The organism is Nitrospinota bacterium, assembly GCA_029881495.1.
Classification (GTDB): Bacteria; Nitrospinota_A; UBA7883; order JACRGQ01; family JACRGQ01; genus JAOUMJ01.
Genome location: JAOUMJ010000015.1, coordinates 14,726 through 36,124, shown reverse-complemented (window position 1 = coordinate 36,124; position 21,399 = coordinate 14,726). Strand labels below are relative to the sequence as shown.

General features: G+C 52.3%; 20 protein-coding genes. 10 read left to right on the top strand and 10 right to left on the bottom strand.

From position 1 onward, the window contains the following. Nucleotide 1: 1 nt before the first annotated feature. The 3 genes from OEY64_08035 to OEY64_08025 form a co-directional block, all read right to left on the bottom strand. Nucleotides 2-2,143 carry an ATP-binding protein gene (locus tag OEY64_08035; protein ID MDH5542898.1) on the bottom strand — a complete coding sequence of 714 codons (2,142 nt, stop codon included), beginning with the start codon at nt 2,141-2,143 and terminating at the stop codon, nt 2-4. Then, nucleotides 2,136-2,552: a response regulator gene (locus OEY64_08030; GenBank protein MDH5542897.1), complete on the bottom strand. Its 417-nt coding sequence runs from the start codon at nt 2,550-2,552 to the stop codon at nt 2,136-2,138. The genes OEY64_08035 and OEY64_08030 overlap by 8 nt, the downstream gene beginning before the upstream one ends. A gap of 163 nt (nt 2,553-2,715) precedes the next feature. After that, nucleotides 2,716-4,083, bottom strand: a complete 1,368-nt coding sequence (locus tag OEY64_08025; GenBank protein ID MDH5542896.1) for a protease complex subunit PrcB family protein — start codon at nt 4,081-4,083, stop codon at nt 2,716-2,718. A 235-nt stretch (nt 4,084-4,318) separates the two neighbouring features. On the opposite strand from OEY64_08025, the gene OEY64_08020 reads away from it, so the two are divergent. Further along, a complete protein-coding gene (locus OEY64_08020; GenBank protein ID MDH5542895.1) occupies nt 4,319-5,791 on the top strand; it encodes a DUF115 domain-containing protein in 1,473 nt (490 codons plus the stop codon). Nucleotides 5,792-5,821: 30 nt separating this feature from the next. On the opposite strand, the gene nadC is transcribed toward OEY64_08020, so the two are convergent. Beyond that, nucleotides 5,822-6,655: a carboxylating nicotinate-nucleotide diphosphorylase gene (nadC, locus tag OEY64_08015; protein MDH5542894.1), complete on the bottom strand. Its 834-nt coding sequence runs from the start codon at nt 6,653-6,655 to the stop codon at nt 5,822-5,824. Nucleotides 6,656-6,668: 13 nt separating this feature from the next. Next, a complete protein-coding gene (locus OEY64_08010; GenBank protein MDH5542893.1) occupies nt 6,669-7,118 on the bottom strand; it encodes an N-acetyltransferase in 450 nt (149 codons plus the stop codon). A gap of 77 nt (nt 7,119-7,195) precedes the next feature. On the opposite strand from OEY64_08010, the gene OEY64_08005 reads away from it, so the two are divergent. From OEY64_08005 to OEY64_07985, 5 genes are all read left to right on the top strand, one after another. Further along, a complete protein-coding gene (locus tag OEY64_08005) occupies nt 7,196-8,398 on the top strand; it encodes an aspartate aminotransferase family protein (GenBank protein ID MDH5542892.1) in 1,203 nt (400 codons plus the stop codon). After that, complete coding sequence (gene argF, locus OEY64_08000) at nt 8,380-9,306, top strand: ornithine carbamoyltransferase (GenBank protein ID MDH5542891.1); 927 nt, start codon at nt 8,380-8,382, stop codon at nt 9,304-9,306. Before OEY64_08005 ends, argF begins: the two co-directional genes overlap by 19 nt. Then, complete coding sequence (locus OEY64_07995) at nt 9,299-10,489, top strand: argininosuccinate synthase (protein MDH5542890.1); 1,191 nt, start codon at nt 9,299-9,301, stop codon at nt 10,487-10,489. Before argF ends, OEY64_07995 begins: the two co-directional genes overlap by 8 nt. Before the next feature lie 96 nt (nt 10,490-10,585). After that, a complete protein-coding gene (locus OEY64_07990; GenBank protein MDH5542889.1) occupies nt 10,586-11,329 on the top strand; it encodes a pentapeptide repeat-containing protein in 744 nt (247 codons plus the stop codon). A 112-nt stretch (nt 11,330-11,441) separates the two neighbouring features. Continuing rightward, nucleotides 11,442-12,680: a lipoprotein-releasing ABC transporter permease subunit gene (locus tag OEY64_07985; GenBank protein ID MDH5542888.1), complete on the top strand. Its 1,239-nt coding sequence runs from the start codon at nt 11,442-11,444 to the stop codon at nt 12,678-12,680. 70 nt (nt 12,681-12,750) lie between these two features. Here the strand turns inward: OEY64_07985 and OEY64_07980 are convergent, their stop codons facing one another. From OEY64_07980 to alaS, 4 genes are read right to left on the bottom strand one after another with little or no spacing between them, the layout of a single operon-like run. After that, nucleotides 12,751-13,416: a class I SAM-dependent methyltransferase gene (locus OEY64_07980; protein ID MDH5542887.1), complete on the bottom strand. Its 666-nt coding sequence runs from the start codon at nt 13,414-13,416 to the stop codon at nt 12,751-12,753. A 2-nt stretch (nt 13,417-13,418) separates the two neighbouring features. After that, the gene (queC, locus tag OEY64_07975; GenBank protein ID MDH5542886.1) at nt 13,419-14,099 is read right to left on the bottom strand and encodes a 7-cyano-7-deazaguanine synthase QueC; all 681 of its coding nucleotides are present in this window, start codon (nt 14,097-14,099) and stop codon (nt 13,419-13,421) included. Continuing rightward, on the bottom strand, nt 14,092-14,841 hold the full coding sequence (locus OEY64_07970; GenBank protein ID MDH5542885.1) for a DUF2064 domain-containing protein: 750 nt from the start codon (nt 14,839-14,841) through the stop codon (nt 14,092-14,094). The genes queC and OEY64_07970 overlap by 8 nt, the downstream gene beginning before the upstream one ends. Further along, nucleotides 14,841-17,486, bottom strand: a complete 2,646-nt coding sequence (gene alaS, locus OEY64_07965; GenBank protein MDH5542884.1) for an alanine--tRNA ligase — start codon at nt 17,484-17,486, stop codon at nt 14,841-14,843. The genes OEY64_07970 and alaS overlap by 1 nt, the downstream gene beginning before the upstream one ends. Nucleotides 17,487-17,669: 183 nt before the next feature. On the opposite strand from alaS, the gene OEY64_07960 reads away from it, so the two are divergent. Genes OEY64_07960 through murI form a run of 3 tightly spaced genes read left to right on the top strand, consistent with a single transcriptional unit; the run spans nt 17,670 to nt 19,686 of the window. Further along, nucleotides 17,670-18,353: an N-acetylmuramoyl-L-alanine amidase gene (locus tag OEY64_07960; GenBank protein MDH5542883.1), complete on the top strand. Its 684-nt coding sequence runs from the start codon at nt 17,670-17,672 to the stop codon at nt 18,351-18,353. Then, on the top strand, nt 18,350-18,880 hold the full coding sequence (locus tag OEY64_07955; GenBank protein ID MDH5542882.1) for a GerMN domain-containing protein: 531 nt from the start codon (nt 18,350-18,352) through the stop codon (nt 18,878-18,880). Before OEY64_07960 ends, OEY64_07955 begins: the two co-directional genes overlap by 4 nt. Continuing rightward, nucleotides 18,877-19,686, top strand: coding sequence for a glutamate racemase (gene murI / locus OEY64_07950; GenBank protein ID MDH5542881.1), 810 nt, complete (start codon nt 18,877-18,879; stop codon nt 19,684-19,686). Before OEY64_07955 ends, murI begins: the two co-directional genes overlap by 4 nt. Nucleotides 19,687-19,701: 15 nt before the next feature. Here murI and OEY64_07945 read toward each other — a convergent pair whose 3' ends face one another. Beyond that, nucleotides 19,702-19,935, bottom strand: coding sequence for a hypothetical protein (locus OEY64_07945; GenBank protein ID MDH5542880.1), 234 nt, complete (start codon nt 19,933-19,935; stop codon nt 19,702-19,704). A 155-nt stretch (nt 19,936-20,090) separates the two neighbouring features. On the opposite strand from OEY64_07945, the gene OEY64_07940 reads away from it, so the two are divergent. After that, nucleotides 20,091-21,374, top strand: coding sequence for an insulinase family protein (locus OEY64_07940; protein MDH5542879.1), 1,284 nt, complete (start codon nt 20,091-20,093; stop codon nt 21,372-21,374). Nucleotides 21,375-21,399 lie beyond the last annotated feature (25 nt).

Below are 21,399 nucleotides of genomic sequence, written 5' to 3'. Positions count from 1 at the left end.
CCTATCCGAACCTGTTTATTTTTACAATCGTGGCCCCGTAATGCCGGGTAAGTACCGAGTAGAGAAATTTTTCGGCCTTTTCCGGCTCTCTGGAGGAAGCAAACAGCAGTTTAAACTTCCCTTCCATAATTCCATTCTCAATATCTTCAAGAGGTGGAACCGTTCCTAGCACGTCGCCCACTTCTGAAATGCGCTTATAGATAAGGCACGCGACGAGGAACGGCGGCTGTCTACCGGAATCGAATTCCACATAGCAGTTGTAAAACGGGGTCTTGAGCTTGCGGTAGTTGTTCATGCGGTAGGACGATTCGTGCGAAAGCCCTATCTCCGCCGTAACGACATCCCCGACCTCCTTCTTCTCGACCTTCTGCTCCGGCAATACCCGCGCACTCGCCTCCAAAACATGTTGCGATACTTCATCCTGCCAGGCTCCGGCCTTACCCTTCCTGACAAGATCCTCAATATATGAAACGCCGTCCATAAGGATATCCATCATCTCCGGAGAGATATCTATCTTCTTCCCCCTCGCGTAATCGAGAACCGATTCGACGGCGTGAACTGTCTGTCCGCCCTTTGAATACCCGATCATTATGAGGTTTCCCTTTATCGTATGGAACAGTCTGAAAGCAAGGTTGATGGTTTCCATATCGCCGGGGTTTTTCTCCAGAGCGAAAATGGATTCGTTCAGCTGAGGCACCAGTTTTTCTATCTCAAGAATGAATTCCGTTACGTTCTCTATCTGCGGCTCTTCCTGTATTTCGATCTCGCGTCTTGCCGCCGCTTCCGGCCTCTTGTCCGCCATAGCCGCTTCATCCGCAACCTCAGCGTGTTTTTCAACTTTTACAGCCTGGGTTTCCAGCCTCCCTTTCTTCAGCGCCTTCCCGGCGGCGGATTCCGCTTCCGCAAGGCTCAGGTGGTGACGCCTACCCTTTCCCGTAGCCCTGGCGATGAGCGAATTCACATCAACTATAAATCCGAGACTCCTCCCTCCGAGGATGGTGGTGCCGGAGATCCCTTCGACTTCCAGCGCGCCGTTGAACGGAATGATGACAAGTTTCTGCGGGGAGAGAAATTCCGAGATTGAAAGCGCTATCCACTCTTTCTTGTGCTCAAGCACAAGCACCGGGAGGTTTTCACCTTCGTGCTCGACTACCGTTCCGTCCAGCAGCTTATTTAAATTGTGCAGCGGCAGGAGCTTGTCCAGGTAATGCACCATCTCCCCCTTGCCGAGTGTCGAGTTTATCTGTTTTTTCGGCACCGACATGCTCGCGGCTACGGTCGATATGGGGAACGCAAACATATGTTTCCCGCTCCTTATCACCAGCGCATCGACAATATTGACCGCCGATACCAATGGCACCCGAAACGTGAACGTGGAGCCCTTGTCCTTTTCCGTTTTAAAGGATATGGAACCGCCAAGATTTGACAGCATGCTCCTTACCACGTCCATCCCGACCCCGCGCCCCGATACTTCCGAGACGACTTCGGCTGTAGATACCCCCGCCATGCACATAATGTCGAGCGCCATCCCCTCGGTAAAATTATCCGATTCGTTTACCCTTCCAAGTTCGATCGCTTTTTTGCGCAACCTCTCAAGATCGATACCGGCGCCGTCATCCTCTATGTCGATGATGGTCTCGTTTTCACTGTTCGACACGCGGATAACAACAAGCCCCTCTTCCGGCTTCCCTTTCTTTTTCCTCTCTTCGGAATCCTCTATCCCGTGGTCGATCGCGTTCCTCAGCTGGTGGGAGATCGGATCGTAAAGATTTTCCACTATAGTTTTGTCTACTGTGGTCTCCTCCCCTTCAAATTCGAAATTGACCCTCTTCCCCGTTTTACGGGAGATATCGCGCACCAGCCTTCTTGTGCGGAAACTGAGATCCTTGAGGCTTACCGTCCTGATAGCCTGAACCAGATGATGAAGCTCGGATGATATGTCGGCGGTTGCGGCAGAGAGATCCCCCATCACCTCCACCGTGTCCCGGTTCACAGGCTTCTTGCTGTCGTAGAGCGCCTGAAGATTTTTGTATGTGTTACCAAGGTTGCTTGAGGAGATGATGACCTCCCCCGCAAGGGTAAGAAGCTTGTCGAGATTTTCGACCTTTACCAGAAGGTTTTCGGACGACACCGATTCAGCCATTCTCTTCCTCATCCATTGAAGGGAGCATTATCCGCTGGACAACCTTTTGAAGAAGCTCCTTATCGATCGGCTTTGCCAGGTAGTCGTCCGCGCCAAGCCTCAGCGCCTTTATGATGTAGTTCGTGTCGGCATGGGTGGAGGTGACAACCACCGGCATTTTCCGAAGTTCCGGCTTGCGCCTCACCTCTTCGCAGAGCTCAAAGCCATCCATTTCCGGCATGACTATGTCGGTGAACATCATATCGAAGCTCTCCTTGGCAAGCACCTCCAGCGCGTTTACGCCGTTTACCGCCTCGGTTGTCTTTATTCCAAGCGCGTTCAGCGCTGAGGTAAGCTTGCTTCTTATAGCTTCGTAATCGTCAACTACGAGAGCCGAAAGGTTTTTAAAATCGATTTCCGCTGGCGACAAGCTATTTATTAACCTACTCTTTGCTGGTTTGTGATTAAAAGGTACTTATCGATACAATATACCATATTCCAGACGCATGGAAAGAGCGGTTATTCGGGGAGTTGTACCGGGCATTAACACCGGGAAATCAATATAATGCCCGGGCCGTGTCTATGCTGGCTGGCTATTCGATACAAGATGTGGTTTTTATATTATCTTGGAACACAATTTCTTTATTTGTCTTTGGAATTGCCACAAATGTATATGGTCGTGTAAGCGCATTCGTTACCAAACAATCTTTACCAGGAATCTCAGATTTTGTTTCGATCATTACGTAGTTCTCCATTTCGGTTACCCCGGCAACGCCAATTATGTAACCACCTGAATATTGAAGACCCATATTGATCACAATTACCATATCTTTTTCAAAATCAATGGTGGGAATCGGATTTCTCCCTTCCGGATCGTAGGCGACCCACTCTTCTTCAAAAGTGGTTTGGTCATTTATCTCCATATACACTCTGGCTGTCCTATCGCTTTGACCGAGATAGTCCGAACTTACAAGGTTCATGAATGTAACACTAGATCCTTTATCAGGATTGACACTGGTTTCACTCTTGATCGGTCCTTCAGCACATGGTGGTTTATGGATTATTGCATCCTGAACAATGATCGGATCAAAACTCTTTGGGATGGTCACAAAGCTGTACGGTCGTGTCATCGCGGCTCCTGCCCCGCAAAAATATCCTGGACGATCGGATACAACGTCAACCAGCAGATAGCTCTCCACCGCAGTTATCCCGGTAATAGTCATGCCATAGTCGGTACTCCCCTGAATGCCCATATTGATTACAATTACCGAATTTGTATTGAAATCGACTTCTGGAAGGGTATTTCTCCCTTCCGGATCATAGGCGGCCCACTCTTCTTCAAAAGTAGCCTGGTCGTTTATCAACATATGAACCCTGGCAGTTCTATCACTTGTGCTGAGGTAATCCGAGTTTACATTCGTGGTAAATGGAACGCTGGTGCCAACATCAATAACCGTCCCTGCATCCGTTGATGTACCGCTACAATCGCGGAGTGTCACCTTCTCCTGAAAATCAACGCTCTTATCGAACCTGGGCATAATCACAAAGGTAAAAGGGAGCGTAATTATCGCTGTTGTATAACAATTTCCCGGATACTCCGATTCGACATCAACCAGCACAGACTCTTTCTTGTTAGTAATTCCGGTAACAGCGATGCTGTAACCTCCCGAACCTTTAACGCCCAGGCTTGCCAGAATTACCATATCTTTTTCAAAATCGACTGCGGGTATCGGATATTTCCCTTCTGGATCATATTCAGGGTATATATAGTCAAGGGTACTCTGACTGCGTAACACATCAAATCTTTTCTCGGTTTTCTCGCTTTGACCAAGGAAATCCGAACTGATGATAGTCTTGAATTCTACGCTCGTGCCTGCATCGTTCGTGGAAGCCGTCATATCTCCACTGCAACCAAATAGCAAAACTCCGCAAATTAAAGCTAATCCAGATACCAACTTCATGAACCGGCCCTCCTGCAAAAACAGACTCCCGACAAACAAAAAAGCGCTCGACATGATGAATAAAAATACCATAACACTATTAGCATATTATTACCAGTCGATGGCAAGGATAATGCGGTGTTCAAAAGGGATCGCAATTCCGCACCTGTCCATCGAGAAACTCCTCCCTGTCCGGAAAGACAATAGCCTCTCTATTTGACTGGCACCACTCGGCATGGCAAAATCAGGAGCTTCAATGAACTTTCTTAACAAGAATCTTGAGATAATCGACAAGCGCCACAGCCGCGTTTCGGCTCCACTGCGCAACCTCCCCGCGCCTCCGAAACCTGAAAAGACAAAACATGGCGAAGTAACAGTAGCTATCAACGGCCTTCTTCTCGCCGGAAAGGTCGACCCGAAAAGAGAAGGGGATAAATTCGCAAACTCTCTCTCGCTTGACGGAAAAGATAACCTCCTCGTTTACGGCTTCGGCCTCGGGTACCATCTTGAATCGGTCGTCTCAACCCGCCCGGAACTGAAGAGGATAGTCGCAATCGAAGCGAGCAGGGATATCCTCTCCGCGGCGCTGAACCATAGAGATCTATCAACGCTCCTTTCCGACAGCCGGTTCGAACTGGTAACCGCGGAGAGCGAACAGGAACTTACGAAAAGCATCATTGAGGCGATAAAAGATGGCGGAGAGAACTGGGAGGTCGCAATCCATCTCCCCTCTTTTCGCTGCATACCGGAAGGCTTCGACAGGGTAAAAGATATATTCGATTCCCTCCTCGGCGAAAAAAGATTCAAGGCGCGCTTCTCCGGCGTGGAGAGGGAGAACATAAAGGCAAACCTCGAAGCGATAGCATCCTCCCCCGGCGCATCGTCCATCTTCGGCGCGCTAAAAGGATACCCGGCCATCCTCGTGGGGGCGGGGCCTTCTCTCGACAGGAACCTTTCGTTCCTCGACAAAGTGCAGAACAGCAGTTTCATCCTCGCCGTCGACACCGCCGCCGAAGCGCTGCGCGAAAACGGCATCGGTTACGACGCGGTCATCTCGGTCGACCCCCAGGTGATATCATTCTCCCACTTCGCCGGGGCGAGAGGGGGAGCGCCTCTCTTTTTTTCCCCGACAACGCATCCCCAGGTGGTCGAGAGATTCAAAAACTCCCGGATGCTCCTCCTGAAAAAGGGGCACACGATATTCCAGCCTGCGGAAACGCTCCTTGAAGAGAGGGGCGTTGTCGACGCGGGCGGCTCCGTCTCCTGTTTCGCCCTCGACCTTCTAGCGAAAAGCGGAGCGGATCCGATAGGTTTCGTCGGGCAGGATTTCGGGTTCCCCAAAGGCGCGCCATACAACAGGTCCACCTTCTCCGATATGGATTCAACCAACCCCGGCTCCATGATGGACGGAAGCTGTTACGACAGCATCACGCTTCAGCATGACAGGCTTGAGACCGAGTTCTACTCCGGCGAAAAGGGATTCACGCATCCGCACCTGAACGGATACAGAAAAACTTTCGAAGAGATAATCGCCCGATACCCGGAGAGGAGCTTTATAAGCATAAACTCCTCCGGTGCGGTGATAGCCGGTTGCCGTAACATCGTATCGTGGGGGGAGACGGTAAAACTTTTCAAGGGAGCTGGAAAGCCGAAACCTCCGCTCAACGTCCCGCCCGAAAAAGAGAACCGGGCACTGATGAAGAAACTGGAACAACTCCTGTTCGCTTAGGTTGCTTGCCGTATTTGTCCGGCAGTCTGTTCAGATGAAAAGCAGCGAGAGATCGGCTGACGGAGCGGAGTGCGTTATCGCGCCGACCGATATCCTATCGACCCCCGCCTTTGCGTAGCTCCTCACGTTTTTCAGATTGACGCCGCCCGATACCTCCACGAGCGCTTTCCTTCCTATTATCCTTACCATCTCCTTCACCTGCGCCGGGGTCATGTTGTCCAGAAGGAGTATCTCGGCTCCGGCCTCCATCCCCTCGATCACCTCTCTTTTATTTGTGACTTCCAGGATAACCTTCGTCCGGTTTTTCCTTTTGATACCTCTTACCGCGTTCATTATCCCGCCGGCGGCGGCGATATGGTTCTCCTTTATCAGCGGCACATCCGAAAGTGAAAAACGGTGGTTCACCCCCCCTCCGCATCGGACGGCGTACTTCTCCAGTGCGCGCATGTTCGGCGTGGTTTTTCTCGTGTCGAGGATCTTTGCTTTCGTCCCTCTTGCTTCATGGACAAACCGCGCGGTCACCGTTGCGATACCGCACATCCTCTGCATGTAGTTCAGTGCCACGCGCTCCCCCTTGAGGATGGAACGGCTCCTCCCCGAAATGGAGATTATCTTTTTCCCGGCGGAGACTTTCTGCCCGTCATTAAAATGCCGCGTTATCTCCGTTTTCCGGTCGATGATCCTCATCACCTCGCAAAAGATATCTATCCCCGCGAGCGTCATCCCCTCCTTCGCCACGACGATACCCTTCGACATGGCATCCCTCCTGACGGAACCTTCCGATGTGATATCCGCGTCCGGGCAATCCTCAATGACAGCGCTTTTGATATCTCCCCTTACCTTTGCGAGAAAAGATGGAGACATCACGGGAATATCCCTACAGCTCTATTGCCAGCGCGAACTCGTCGCAGTCGGGGAATTTGTGGCATCGTATGCAGTCGCTCCATATCTTATGCGGGAGGTCGTGCTTGTCGACATCCTTGAATCCCCGCTTCTTGAAAAATTCAGGGACGTAGGTCAGTACGAAAACCTTCTTCACCCCCAGGCTTTTTGCCGTCTCGAGGCTTTTGTTCACAAGGCTCTTGGCAACACCTTTCCCTTCAGCGTCCTTGTTCACGGCAAGGGATCGTATCTCGGCTATATCCTCCCATACGATATGGGTCGCCGCCGCGCCGATGATCTTCCCGTCTTCCTCGAATACGATGAAGTCTCTTAACTGTTCATAAATGTCGTTTATCGAACGGGGGAGCATCGCCCCTTCATCCGCCCGGACCCTGATCAACTGTTGAATCGCGTTTGCGTCTTTTATTACTGCGTCTCTAATCATCCGGCCATACTCCTGTAAAAAGATACATAAGTTTAAAACAGTTTTCCATGTATGGAAAGTTAATGTAGTATTACTCCATGAAAAGCGAAGAAATATTTGCCCTATACGACAGGTTCGTAGCCCCGAACTACGGGCGGACACGGGTCGCGCTCGTCGAAGGGAAAGGATGCAAGGTAAAGGACAGCGAGGGGAACCTCTACCTCGACCTGATAACCGGCATAGGGGTGAACATCCTCGGCCATTCCCCTTCGGTAGTGGAAAAGGCGCTGGCGAAGCAGGCTAAAAAGCTTCTCCACACTTCAAACCTCTTTTACACGATCCCCCAGGGGAAACTTGCCGAGAAGCTGAGCAAGATCGCCTTTCCGGGGCAAGCTCTATTCGTAAATTCGGGCGCGGAGGCGGTGGAGTCGGCCTTGAAACTAGCCCGGAAATACCACCACGACAAGGGAACTGGACGGCATGAGATCATCGCGATGGAGAACTCGTTCCACGGAAGGACGTACGGAGCGCTTTCGGCAACCGGCCAGAAAAAATACCACAAGGGATTCGCCCCGCTGTTGCCGGGATTCAAGCATGTCCCTTATGGGAATATCTCAGAAGTTGAGAAAGCGATCTCCCCCGAGACCGCCGCGATAATAGTGGAACCGCTACAGGGAGAGGGTGGAGTAAATATCCCGCCTGACGGATTCCTTTCGGCTTTGCGAAAGCTATGCGACGAACAGGGCCTTCTCCTTATTTTCGACGAGGTGCAGTGCGGAATGGGACGAACCGGTAAATGGTTCGCATGGCAGAATGAGGGGGCCGAGCCGGACATAATGACCCTCGCCAAAGGGCTTGCCGGAGGATTCCCCATCGGTGTGATGATGGCAAAGAAAGAGATCATGGCCACCTTCGGGCCGGGAACGCACGCTTCCACATTCGGCGGCGGTCCACTGGCATGTGTGTCCGCGCTCGCTGTGATAGAGTCCATAGAGAAAAAAGGGCTCCTTAAAAATGTTCAGAAAGTTTCGAAAGAGACCCTCAAGGAGCTTGAAAAGCTCAAAAAGGAATTCAAGGATGTAAAGGAGATCCGGATCAAAGGCTTGATGATGGGGATAGAGCTTGATATCCCCCCCGGCAAAGGGGCCGAGATCATCGCAGACTGCATGAAAGAGGGGCTGATAATAAACTGCATACAGGAAAAGGTTATCCGTTTCCTCCCCCCTCTCAATGTCACCTCCGCCGAAATGCGGAAAGGGATAGGGATACTGAGGAAAGTGCTATGCCGAAAGATTTCCTGACTATCGAAAGCTGTTCCACCGCGTCAGTTAGGAAACTGCTGGAAAATACGCTGGTAATGAAAAAAGACCGGTACGGCGACACGTCGCTGGCCGGAAAAACCATAGCGATAATATTCAGCAAGAGCTCTACCCGCACAAGGATGGGTTTCGAAATAGGGATGCAACAGCTGGGTGGATACGCCTCCTTCCTGAGCCATAGGGATATTCAGCTGGGACGAGGCGAAACCCTCGCCGATACCGCCAAGGTGATGTCGCGGTATGTCGACGGGCTGGTTGTGCGCACGTTTGCCCATTCGGAGATAGAGGAACTCGCCAGGGAAGCGACCATCCCGGTGATAAACGCCCTTACCGATGACTATCACCCCTGTCAGGCGATTGCCGATTTTACTACGATCCTTGAGAAAAAGGGAAAACTTGAAGGGATCAAGCTCGCCTACATAGGGGACAGCAACAACGTCGCGAATTCGCTGATCATCGCTGGGGCCAAACTCGGGGTCGATATTAACATCGCCTCCCCGGATGGCTATAAGCCCGATAAGAAGCTAGTGGCTAGAGCGGAAACCATAAACAAAACAAGCGGCGGTAAATTGATGATCACCTCGAGACCTGCTGAAGCGGCGGACGGCGCCGACGTCATATACACAGATGTATGGGCGAGCATGGGGCAGGAAGAGGAGTCGGAAAAGAGAAAAGCCGCGTTTAGCGGATTCACAGTGGATGACAAACTCCTTGCGAAGGGGAAACCGGACTGCATTGTCATGCACTGCCTCCCCGCTCACAGAGGAGAGGAGATATCCGCTTCCGTTATCGATGGGCCGAATTCCGTCGTCTGGGATCAGGCTGAAAACAAACTGCACGCTCAAAAAGCTGTATTAAAAATGGTTCTATTGGGAGATTTACATGGCTGAAAAAATAGTGCTCGCCTACTCCGGCGGTCTCGATACCTCCGTAATTCTGAAATGGCTCCAGGTTGAAAGGGGATACGACGTTGTGGCGTTCGCCGCGGATATCGGACAGAAAGAGGAGCTTGGCGGAATACCTGAAAAAGCGAAAAACACCGGGGCGATAAAATGCCTTATCAGCGACCTCCGGGAAGAGTTCGCCCGCGATTTCATCTTCCCGATGCTCCGCGCGGGAGCGATATACGAAGACCGATACCTCCTCGGGACATCGATAGCCCGCCCGCTGATAGCCAAGGAACAGGTGAAAATAGCAAGAGAAGAAGGGGCCGTAGCGCTCTCGCACGGCGCTACCGGCAAGGGGAACGATCAGGTACGTTTCGAGCTTACATTCGCCGCGCTTGCGCCGGAGATGAAAGTCGTCGCCCCATGGCGGGAGTGGGATCTTACATCAAGAACGGAACTTATCGCATTCGCCGAAAAGTACAACATCCCCATCCCTGTCACCGCCGCGAAACCGTATTCCAGCGACAGGAACCTCCTGCACATCTCCTTCGAAGGGGGCATACTGGAAGATCCGTGGAACGAGCCGAGCGAGGATATGTTCATCCTTTCCGTCTCGCCGGAAAAAGCTCCGGATAAACCTAAGATCATCGAGGTCGGTTATGAAAACGGAAATCCTGTAACTGTTGACGGGAAAAAACTCTCCCCATACCAGCTTATCGATACCCTTAACGCTATTGGAGGAGAGAACGGAATAGGACGCGCCGACGTGGTCGAGAACCGCTTCACAGGAATGAAGTCGCGAGGCGTATATGAGACACCTGGAGGAACCATCCTGCACGAAGCAAGAACCGCGCTTGAATCGATAACCACCGACGCGGAAGTCGCCGCCATAAGGCGGGATATAATGAACAGATACGCGAAGCTTGTTTATAACGGATTCTGGTTCGCTCCCGAAAGGGAACTCCTTCAGAAGGTAGTGGACGAGGCCGCATCCGCGATCACCGGCGTTGTCCGCCTGAAACTCTATAAAGGGAACGTGAAGGTGCTGGGACGGAAAGCGGAGAAATCGCTGTACAGCGAAAAGACTGCCACATTTGAAGCCGGCGGAGACTACGACCAGGCCGATGCTACCGGTTTTATAAAATTGAACGCTCTCCGCCTTAAGATAAGGAAACTGCTGAAATAAACCGCGTTACGAAAACATCCTTTTCAGGTCGGCGAGATAGGAGTAGGATAATTAACAAGTTCATTAACTATATTATTTGATTGGAGGACTTACTTTATGAGATATGGGATATTGGGCACAGCCTTGGGGCTGTTCATTGCGTTTTCGGGCGTCGCATCGGCTGAAGAAGGCTCCGGCCCGCTGGATGAAGCAGGTTGCGCGAAATGGCGAGGAGCAAAAACCGTCGCGATAGACGAAAAGTACGTAGCAAAGCTGGAAGCAAAGGCCGAAAAGCCGGTTGAAGGGGTTGAATACTCCTCCGACAAACTTGCATTGTTGATGTACAAGGATCCCGAGACCGCAAAATCGATCCTGGAAGGTGACAGGAACAACGTGCAAAAAACCAAGGCCGGCCTTGTAGACCTCAGCGGTTACACGTTCAATGGCGCGAATCTCTCCGGTTTCAACCTCGACCGCGTTGACCTTAACGGGGCCGAATTCGAAGGAGCGAACCTTTCAGGCGCAACTCTAAGAGGCGCGGACCTCTCCAAGGCTTCAATGGAATCGGTTAATTTGCAGGGGGCCGATCTTACGGACGCAAGCGCATACAAGGCTGAGTTGATGGGGGCCAACCTTTCATACGCCAATATGTCCTTCGCGAATCTGGAGAAAACCAACCTTGAATCCGCCGACCTCTGCATGGCCACACTTGCGTCGGCAAACCTCACCAGTGTCGAACTGAACAACGCCTACATCAAGAAAGCGAACTTCGACAAGGCGAAGGAAATACCAAAAAAGATACATACCCACGCCGACCACCTCTTTGTGTTCGGCCTCCCTGTTCCATCCTGGGACAAGTAATTCTATCCACGGCGGGGCCCTTACGGGTCCCGCTCACTTTCTTCACTTCATTTAATTTCGCTTTACAGCTTTACTCCCAACCACCCCCCTTCATGTTGTATTATCAACCGATATGAAACTTGAACTATTCATGAGCCTTCGATACCTGATGGCGAAACGGAAGCAGACCTTCATCTCGCTAATCACATGGATATCGGTAGGTGGGGTCGGGCTGGGAGTGATGGCCCTCATCGTCGTTCTATCCGTAATGACAGGAATGCAGAATGAACTGCGGGACAAGATCCTCGGCACATATTCACACATCGTCATCACGAAAATGGGGGACAAAATGGTCCACTCGGAGGAGTTCATAAATAAAATCGCCTCCCACCCCGATGTGGTCGCCGTTGCGGAATACATTTACGGCGAAGTCATGGCTTCGACTTCCACTGCTACCTCCGGGGTGATACTCAGGGGCATCGATCCCCAAAAGGAAGGGAGCGTAACGAAGATCAAGGACTACCTGATCTACGGCGAAGTGGAATCCCTTTCGGAAATAATGAAGGAGGGGGAGTTTGACAGATACGGGATAATCCTCGGCGACGAGCTAGCCGCGCGCCTGGGAGTCGTGATGGACGACACGATCGCCCTCCTCACCACAAAAGGGAAAAGAACCGCCCTCGGGATGGTTCCGAAAATGAAGCAGTTCATCGTCGTGGGGATATTCCACTCCGGGATGTACGATTACGACTCCGGCATGGCGGTGGTATCGCTTAAGGCGGCACAGGATTTCTTCGGGATGGAGAACCGCATCAGCGGAGTGGCCCTGAATGTGCGGGACATATACACCGCCGACAAGGTTGCCGCCGAACTGGAAGATTCGCTGGAATCATCGTTTCACGTCCGCGACTGGATGAAGATGAACGAGAATTTCTTTTACGCGCTTAAGCTCGAGAAGACCGCCATATTCATAATTCTCGTGCTGATAGTTTTCGTGGCGGCATTCAACATCATAAGCACCATGATGATGGTGGTGATGGAAAAAGGGCGCGACATCGCGATACTACGCGCCATGGGGGCGACGCAAAACACTGTCATGCGCATCTTCTTCCTGGAAGGTTTCATCATCGGCTTTTCTGGAACACTGCTCGGCAATATCGCCGGGTTCCTCTTCTGCATAGGCCTTAAAAAATACCAGTTCATACAGCTCCCCGCGGACGTCTATAACGTCACAACTCTTGCGGTGGAGATGAACATGACCGATTTCATCGTAGTCTCCGCATGCGCGCTCTCCATTACTCTGATATCAGCGATCTATCCCGCATGGCGCGCAAGCAGAATCGATCCCGCCGAAGCACTCCGCTACGAATAGCGGCGCATTCCTTCGCGCGTATATCGAATAAAACTGGATCAATCCCTGAGCTGGAACGGTTCCCCTCCCGCTAAAGCGCAGGTTTCTTCAGGACGAAAAGCTGGTCGCCGAGGAAGTATGATTCGTACTCCATCCTGTGGGCGATCATCGCGATCGAATCGGCGCAGAAAAAACTTACGTGGGTCTGGTCGTCCTTGTACCACCACCCCTTGAAGACCTCGACAGCCTGCGGATGCTCTATGAACTTGTCTGTCATACCGGTACTGAAGATAATAACGCCCCCCGGCTGAAGAATTTTATCAAGCTCGCCTAGCTCTTCCCAAAGATCAGGGAGGTGTTCGATAACCTCAACTCCGATAATCAGATTGAACTGGTGCGGATACTCCTGATCCTTCAGGTATCCATGCTCCATCGGTTCAAGCGGCGTGACATCGTACCCCCTGCTCCTCAGCTCCAAGGTGATCCCGCCGGAGCCGGAGCCGTAATCGAGTATCCTCTCCGGTTTCACGAACCGGTTCGCCACGTCCAGCAGTACGTCCGACTGCTGTTTGAAGAACGCGGGATCAACCTCGCGCCACTGTTTCTTGTAATGCTCCTCGCTCCCCTTTTCGTCCGCCATCTCCTCGGTGAATATAAGGAAGCAGACGGGGCATTTGTAGAATGTGCGCGTATCCTTATAGAACTCCTCGGAAGGTATTCCGCACACCCTGCACTTCACTTTGCTTTCCATATCCATCTTTATTTGTACTCCAGCGGGTCTTTCAATCCAGCGTCGGCGAAACCTTTCAGGCGAAGGCGGCAGCTATCGCACTCGCCGCAAGCCTTCGCGCCGACAGGGGAGTAACAGCTGTGCGTCTTCGAGAAATCGACGCCAAGCCCGCTCCCCAGCTTGAATATCTCACCCTTTGATAGATGTATCAGCGGAGTATGGATCTCCAGCTCCCGCTCATGCTCCACCCCCATCTTCGTTGCGAGCCGCGCCGTATTTTCAAACGACTCGATGAAATCTGGCCTGCAATCGGGGTAGCCGGAGTAATCGACGGCGTTCACGCCGATGAAGATATCCCCCGTCCCCACCGTCTCGGCCCAACCGAGGGCGAGCGAAAGGAATATCGTATTCCTCGCCGGAACGTATGTAGACGGTATCCCGCTATCGATCTCGTTATCCCCTCTCCCCTTCGGCACCTCCATGCTTCCGGTGAGGGCCGACTTCGCAAGGCGCCGCAGGTCGATATCAAGCACGAGGTGCTCCTTTACCCTGAAATGTTCCGCCTGCTTCTTCGCCATCTCAATTTCAATTTTGTGGCTCTGGCCGTAATCGATAGTCAGCGCGTATATCTCGTATCCGTCGCGGACCGCCGCGCCGAGGCATGTCGCCGAATCGGCACCTCCGGATAGGAGAACAACCGCTCTACCCATTTTTAACCACCATCTTCTCCCTCGTCCCCGCGCTCCGCTCCACCTTTAAACCGAGGCGGGAGAGCTCCTGCGCCGTGTGAAATGGAAAATCAAAATTCTCCTCCCCTGCCGCCTTCATCGACTCGACAATCGAAAGGAGAGTGACTAGATCGGAGGCGACATCGATATCAGAAACTTCTCCGAGGAGGGCAAGGTTCCCCCCCGCCCGTTGCGCCTCAAGGGAGAAGTTCACAAGTTCGCTTCCATCTGAAAATATCCTTTCGTAATCAAACGACATCCCGCTTTTCATCCCTATCAGGTATATGCCCCCCTCGCCGGACGGGCCGAGAACGCATCCCCACCTCTCCTCAAGGAGATCAAACGCTTTGTTTATTGCCGTGGAGTGAAGGGTGGGCGAATCACTCCCTATCATTATTGAAAAATCCGACCCCGCTTTATGCGAATGGTCGAACGAGTGGCCGATACGATCGCTGAAGCTCTCCCCCTCCTGCGGAAGGTAGTCGATATCCTTGCCGCCAATAAACTCTTCCGCCAGGTTTCGCATGACATCCTCCGATTCTGCCGGAGTGTAGGCGACTATCACCCTGTCCGCGGAAGATTTTCCCGCTGTGACAAAGGTATCCTTCAGAAAAGCGGTATAGAGAACAAGAAGATCAGTATCGGAGAGCGGAGTATCCTTTTTCAGCCTCGTCTTTACCGCGCCCTTCACGGGCGCCTTCGCAAAGACGATGAGGCTCTTCATTACCCTATCAGTTTTTCCACCGTCGCGAAAACGGATGCAACCGCCTCGTCCAGTTTTGCCGCGTCGGGACCTCCGGCCTGGGCCATGTCTGGCCTCCCACCTCCGCCGCCCCCTACTATCGCCGCCGCCGCCTTTACTATATCGCCGGCCTTCAGCTTTTTAGTCAGATCCTTCGTGACTCCTGCCACGAGAATCACTTTTTCATTCTCAACCGTTCCCGCCAGCACTACACCGGAACCTATCTTCACCTTTGCGTCGTCCACTATCCCGCGAAGCGTTTCGACGTCCGCGCCGTCCAGCTTCCGGCTCACGACCTTTATCCCTTTCACGTCGCGCTCTTCACCACCGCCGCCGCCGTCGCCGCCGCGCGCTTTTTCCGTTTTAAGTTTCTTGATCTCCTTTTCAAGATCCTTCCCCTTGTCGAGGAGCCTCTGCACACGCTCCGCGCTTTCATCGGCGGAACATTTGAGAACTGACGCGATATCTTTCGCTTCGTCTTCCAGTTTCAGAAAGTAGTTGAACGCCCCTTCGCCGGTTACAGCTTCCAGCCTCCGCACCCCGGCGGCTACGCCTGTCTCGGCGACTATCTTGATAACAGCGATCTGCCCGCTCGATCTCGCGTGCGTCCCTCCGCAAAGCTCCTTCGAAAATCCGGGGAGAGATACAACACGCACTTTCGATTCGTACTTCTCGCCGAAGAGCGCGGTCGCGCCGTCCTTTATCGCATCCTCAAGGTCCTTCTCATCGGTAGTGACCGGCAGGTCCTCCCGGATCTTTTCATTTACTATCCTCTCCACCTCGCGCAACTCCTCATGCGTCACGGCGGTGTAGTGGGAAAAATCGAATCGCAGCCTATCGGGAGAAACATGCGAGCCAGCCTGCTTGACATGCTCCCCTATAACGGTTTTCAGCGCGGCGTGGAGCATATGCGTTGCCGTATGGTTCCGCACTGTCGCTTCGCGTTTCGCCCTGTCCACCTTAACCCCTGCGTCCTGCCCCGCTTTTAGTTCCCCGTCGACAACTTCAACGAAATGGGTGTAGAGGTTTGGCATCGCCTTCTTCGTGTCGATTACTTTCCCTCTCCCCGACATGGAGTTTATTATCCCGGTATCCCCCACCTGGCCGCCCGATTCGGCGTAGAAAGGGGTCTCTGACAGGATAACCTCACCCTTCTCACCTTTGGAGAGGCTCTCCACCCTGGCGCCATCCTTTATTAAAGCCACGATATCCGAATCCATCTCCAGCATTTCATAGCCGGTAAAGAGCGTGATCTCATTTTGAAGAGCCTTGTAGACCTCAGCAACTTCTTGCGGCGCGGTTTTTGCGGAGCTTCTTGCCATCTCGCGCTGACGTTCAAGCTCGCTGTTGAACTCGGCTTCGTCAAAGACCAGCCCGGCGTCCTTTATGATGTCGCTGGCAAGATCGATAGGGAAACCGAAAGTATCGTAGAGCTTGAACACCTCCCTAGCGTCAACTCTCTTTTCCCCTTTCGCAACCGCTTTCCCCACAAGGTCGTTCATGATGCGAAGCCCGTTCTCAAGCGTACGTCCGAAACGGAGCTCTTCCACTTCGATGATCCTTGCCATTGTCTCCTCGGCGTCGGCAAGTTCCGGGTATGATTCCTTGAAGGAGTCGATCACGGAGCCGACCACCTTGTACAGGAACGGTTCGGTGGCGCCAAGCATCTTGCCGTGTCGCATCGCCCTCCGCATTATCCTGCGAAGAACGTAACCCCTGTCGTCGTTTGACGGGAGAACCCCTTCCGTAATAAGGAAGGCGGCGGTGCGTATATGGTCGCCGATAACCCTAAGCGAGATATCATCTTCCCTGTTGTTGCCGTACGGCTTTTCAAGGACGCTCTCTGCCCTTGCGATCATCGGCCTTATAAGGTCGGAATCGAAATTCGAATCAACCCCCTGCAATACGGAGGCGATGCGCTCCAGCCCCATTCCCGTATCGATGCTCGGGTTCGGGAGCGGGGTGAGGTTCCCCTCCTTGTCCCTGTCGTACTGCATAAACACGAGGTTCCAGATCTCTTCGTACCTCTCGCATTCACAGCCGGGGGCGCAGTCCGGTTTGCCGCAACCCTTTGCGGGACCGTTATCAATGAAAATTTCGGAGCATGGGCCGCACGGCCCCGTCGGCCCCATCGACCAGAAGTTATCCTTCTCGCCGAGGCGGATGACCCTGTTTGCCTCTATCCCTGTCTCCTGCACCCAGAGCTTCCCGGCTTCCTCGTCTTCATGGAATACCGATACCCATAGTTTGTCCTTCGGTATATGAACCACTTCGGTGAGGAACTCCCACGCGTACGCGATCGCCTCTTTCTTGAAGTAGTCGCCGAATGAAAAGTTTCCGAGCATCTCGAAGAAGGTGTTGTGACGGTTGGTTCTCCCTACCTCTTCCAGGTCATTATGCTTGCCGGCGACGCGGAGGCACTTCTGGCAACTGACTGCACGGACGAAATCGCGTTTCTCCTTGCCGGTAAAGACATCCTTGAACTGCACCATCCCCGCGTTTGTGAACATAAGGGTAGGGTCGGCGGCGGGGATAAGGTTTGAGCTCCTTACCTCTTTATGTCCCTTTGAAGCGAAGTATTCCAGGAACAATCGCCTGATCTCGCTTCCCCTTAATGTTTTCGGCATGGCCCATAACATACCAAAATTCAGGTAAATAAGTAACCCGGATTCATCTGTATCTATTTCACCTTCAGGCGTCAGAAAAAACAACCTCTTTCATGCAAAACAATATCACCCGGAACAGTTTCCGCGGGGTACCGCCTTTGAAAGCGGTTTCTTTTTAAAACAGCGGGACTATAATAGGCGGAAATGCTTTACAGCCAAAAATTACGCCTTTTCGCCGCAACCTTTCCCTTGATCGCCATCATCGGCGTTAATACCGTTGCATCGGAACCTCTCAGGCTTATATCGACCGTCGTCATCGACGCCGGCCACGGAGGGAGAAACCTCGGGGCAAAAAACTCCAACCTTGCCGTTGAAAAGAACTTCACCAGAAAACTTGCCAATGCGCTAAAAAAAGAGATCATTAGCAATAACGGCGATGCAGTGAAAGTGGTTTTCACCAGGCCGGGAAAGAACGATTTCACACAGGAAGAGAGGGCGCATATTGCAAACAGCAATAAAGGGGATATCTATATATCCTTCCACGCGGCTTCCGGATACGGCAAGGACTCCCACGACCTTGGCATTTTCGTTTTCGAGGATAAGCCGGGAACATCATGGGAAACGGTCGGCCTTCAGTATGCTCAAGAGAACCTACAGTTTGCGCGCACTCTGAAGATCCATCTTGATGCCATCTATCCGTATAAGGAGTTCGTCATTCGCAGGGGGAACTTCATCCCGCTCCAAGGGATAGGGATGACCGCGGTGCTGGTTGAAGCGGTCGGGCTGAACGATCCGCGCGACGAAATGGAGATCAGCAGGGAAGATTTCTATATTAAATTCTCGAAGGCGGTTTATGGCGCCCTCCTCGAATACGGTATCAACAGATGAAGTTTTCCAGAAGCACACTATCGCTATTAATCTGCGTTTCACTTCTGCAAGGTTTTGCCTTATCGCAGGATGTCCTCCCCTTGCCACACCACGACAGCTCGCGGAGGGGGTATTACATCTATCTTGAAAATGAGGGGAGGCTCGTGCCGGTCACCATCAAGATGCCGTGGGAGGAGTTCGACGAGGAGAAGATCAAATCGGTGCTCGAATCGCTGATAGCAGGGGAGCATGAATATACCCGAACCGTTCCGAAAAACACGAAGGTGAAGCGGATATTTATCGACGCAACTTTGATAGTCTACATAGACTTCAGCGGGGAGATCGTAAAGGAACACCCCGGCGGAGTATGGACCGAGACACTCACGGTCGCCTCAATATGCAGGACCGTTTTTTCCAACTTCGAGGTCCGCTCCGTGAAAATACTGGTAGAGGGGAAGGAGATAGAAACAATAGCGGGTCATATAGACCTCAAGAGGCCTATTTCCCGCGAAACCGTTTCTACATGGCTCAAGGAGATCCCGGAATGAGCGACAGTAAAAAGAAGATAGGGATATTCGATTCCGGCATAGGGGGGCTTACGGTCCTGCACGCGCTAGGGGAGCTTTTACCGAACGAGGAACTTCTATACCTTGGCGATACAGCCAGGGTTCCATACGGAACGAAATCGAAGGAGACGGTAATACGGTACTCGATGGAGAACTGCCGCTTCCTTATCTCGCATGGAGTAAAGGCCGTCGTGGTCGCCTGCAACTCCGCGTCGGCGACAAGCATCCCGATCCTGAGGGAGAGCTTCGATCTGCCGATACTCGGCGTGATAGAACCCGGCGTAGAAGAGGCGATGAGATCCACGGTCACCGGAAAGATAGGGGTGATCGGAACGAATGCGACGATAGAATCGGGAAGGTATGACACCCTCCTCAGAGAACATGGGGCAAAGGAGGTCGTAGGAAAAGCATGCCCGTTGTTCGTTCCTCTCGCCGAAGAGGGGTGGACAGATAACAAAATTGCCGAAGACGTAGCCCGCGTTTACCTCGAAGAGTTCCCCGGCAAGGTGGACACACTGATACTCGGTTGTACCCATTACCCCTTGCTTGAAAAGACGATAGCGAAGGTCTGCGGGGATGAGATCAAGCTGATAAATTCTGCCAGCGCCGTTGCAAAGAAACTGCGCGATACATTAGGAAGCCTCAAACTCCTCAGCGATACCAAGGGGGGGAAACGGCAGTATTTCGTAACCGACTCCCCTGCGCGCGCCGAAAAGGTTGGCGGCCGCTTCCTCGGCGAGGACATCTCCCCTCACCTGGAACTCACCGACCTCACCCGCTTCGCCTGAGAGGGAAAGGATCTCCTACATCTCACGGAGGAGGGAGAGGATGTCGAGGATGGGGCAGTCGCCCGAAAGGGTGGAATACGCTCCGATAACAGGGATCATCGAAGCAAGGGTGAAAACCCAAAAAGCCAGGATGCGCCCGAATTTTTGAATATTCCCTTCAGTCCTCGAAGAGACGGCAAGGACTATATAGCCAATGACAAACCAGATTGTCGCTGGAAAAAAACTGAATATGAAACAGATGTTAATCACCCCGCTTTACTGTCCAAAGGCGTTATGTATCGTTATCTATCGATACTCAACATACGTTTCCCTATTCCCATTTAACAACATTTGAGGCTCAAACAAAAATAGTTCAAATGAACCATTTCACACATTCATCATTTAAAGGGTTATAATCGTGCGCAATGGCAAAAAAGATGTTTGAACACACAAAGACGATCCTCGACGGAAAACTCCGCTGCCTCACGATACCAGTGCCGACATCCAGGTCGCTTACCTTGATGATACTCGTCCGTTCCGGTAGCCGGTATGAAACGAGGGAAGACAACGGCATATCCCACTTCATGGAGCATATGTTCTTCAAGGGTGCAGAGAGATACCCGGACGCGATGGCGGTTTCCAGCGCTATTGACGGGGCTGGCGGGAACTTCAACGCCTTCACAAGCGAGGAGATGGTAGGCTATTTCGTAAAGATATCGACTGCCAAAAAGGAGACAGCCTATGACGTTCTTTCGGATATGCTGTTAAACTCCAAATTCGACGAAGATGAAATAAAACGGGAACGCGGGGTGATCGTGGAAGAGATACGAATGTACCACGACGACCCGATGAGCCAGGTAAACCTCGACTATCACTCCCTGATTCTCGGCGACCAGCCACTCGGGTGGGATATCGCCGGGCCGGAAGCGACAGTTACCTCCATGACAAGGGATAATTTCGTGAAACACCATGAGCGCTTCTACTATGGATCAAACAGCGTGATCACCGCCGCCGGGGGGATCTCTCCGGAAGAGCATGAGGCTCTATGCCGCAAGTATTTCAAATTCGACAAAGGTGGGGAGCCTGCAAAGGCGGAGCCGTTTAAAAAAATGGATACCGACCGCATCTACCTGCGGAACAAGGAGACGGAACAGGCGCACTTCATTTTCGGAACATACGGATGCAGGGCGGAACATGAAGACGTGGCTCCGTTCAGGGTATTAAATACCATCCTCGGCGGACAGATGAGCAGCCGGCTCTTCTACCAGATAAGGGAGAGGAGAGGCCTGGCGTATTACATCAACTCCAGCCTCAACATGTACGAGGATGTGGGGCTTTTCCAGGTGAGCGCCGGCGTAAATCTCGACAAGGTGGAAGAGGCCATCAAATGCGCGATGGAGGAAATAAGGAAAATAAGGGAAGAGAAAGTTACTCCCGAGGAGCTTACACGCGCAAAGGAGAACATCAAAGGGCATACAGACCTCGCGCTTGAAGATACCAGGCGAGTGGCAACCCTCTACGGCATGAGGGAGATACTCTACAACAGAATAAAAACGCCGGAAGAGATAGCGGAAGAGATCGACGCCGTTACCATCGAGCAAGTTAACGCCGTGGCGCAGAAATATTTCGTGGACGACCAGATGAAACTCTCCGTCATCGGTCCCTACAAGGAACGGAATACCTTCGAAAAGGCGTTTCGCTTTTCCTAGAATATTCCGCCTCTTTTAGCATCAA

Excerpts from the sequence above, each read along its gene's own strand:
- OEY64_07960 (MDH5542883.1), top strand. The coding sequence starts at position 17,670 with ATGCTTTACAGCCAAAAATTACGCCTTTTCGCCGCAACCTTTCCCTTG.
- alaS (MDH5542884.1), bottom strand. The coding sequence starts at position 17,486 with ATGCCGAAAACATTAAGGGGAAGCGAGATCAGGCGATTGTTCCTGGAA.
- OEY64_07955 (MDH5542882.1), top strand. The coding sequence starts at position 18,350 with ATGAAGTTTTCCAGAAGCACACTATCGCTATTAATCTGCGTTTCACTT.
- queC (MDH5542886.1), bottom strand. The coding sequence starts at position 14,099 with ATGGGTAGAGCGGTTGTTCTCCTATCCGGAGGTGCCGATTCGGCGACA.
- OEY64_07985 (MDH5542888.1), top strand. The coding sequence starts at position 11,442 with ATGAAACTTGAACTATTCATGAGCCTTCGATACCTGATGGCGAAACGG.
- argF (MDH5542891.1), top strand. The coding sequence starts at position 8,380 with ATGCCGAAAGATTTCCTGACTATCGAAAGCTGTTCCACCGCGTCAGTT.
- OEY64_08035 (MDH5542898.1), bottom strand. The coding sequence starts at position 2,143 with ATGGCTGAATCGGTGTCGTCCGAAAACCTTCTGGTAAAGGTCGAAAAT.
- OEY64_08005 (MDH5542892.1), top strand. The coding sequence starts at position 7,196 with ATGAAAAGCGAAGAAATATTTGCCCTATACGACAGGTTCGTAGCCCCG.
- OEY64_08010 (MDH5542893.1), bottom strand. The coding sequence starts at position 7,118 with ATGATTAGAGACGCAGTAATAAAAGACGCAAACGCGATTCAACAGTTG.
- OEY64_07970 (MDH5542885.1), bottom strand. The coding sequence starts at position 14,841 with ATGAAGAGCCTCATCGTCTTTGCGAAGGCGCCCGTGAAGGGCGCGGTA.
- OEY64_07940 (MDH5542879.1), top strand. The coding sequence starts at position 20,091 with ATGGCAAAAAAGATGTTTGAACACACAAAGACGATCCTCGACGGAAAA.
- nadC (MDH5542894.1), bottom strand. The coding sequence starts at position 6,655 with ATGTCTCCATCTTTTCTCGCAAAGGTAAGGGGAGATATCAAAAGCGCT.
- OEY64_08020 (MDH5542895.1), top strand. The coding sequence starts at position 4,319 with ATGAACTTTCTTAACAAGAATCTTGAGATAATCGACAAGCGCCACAGC.
- OEY64_08025 (MDH5542896.1), bottom strand. The coding sequence starts at position 4,083 with ATGAAGTTGGTATCTGGATTAGCTTTAATTTGCGGAGTTTTGCTATTT.
- OEY64_07995 (MDH5542890.1), top strand. The coding sequence starts at position 9,299 with ATGGCTGAAAAAATAGTGCTCGCCTACTCCGGCGGTCTCGATACCTCC.
- OEY64_07980 (MDH5542887.1), bottom strand. The coding sequence starts at position 13,416 with ATGGATATGGAAAGCAAAGTGAAGTGCAGGGTGTGCGGAATACCTTCC.
- OEY64_07990 (MDH5542889.1), top strand. The coding sequence starts at position 10,586 with ATGAGATATGGGATATTGGGCACAGCCTTGGGGCTGTTCATTGCGTTT.
- murI (MDH5542881.1), top strand. The coding sequence starts at position 18,877 with ATGAGCGACAGTAAAAAGAAGATAGGGATATTCGATTCCGGCATAGGG.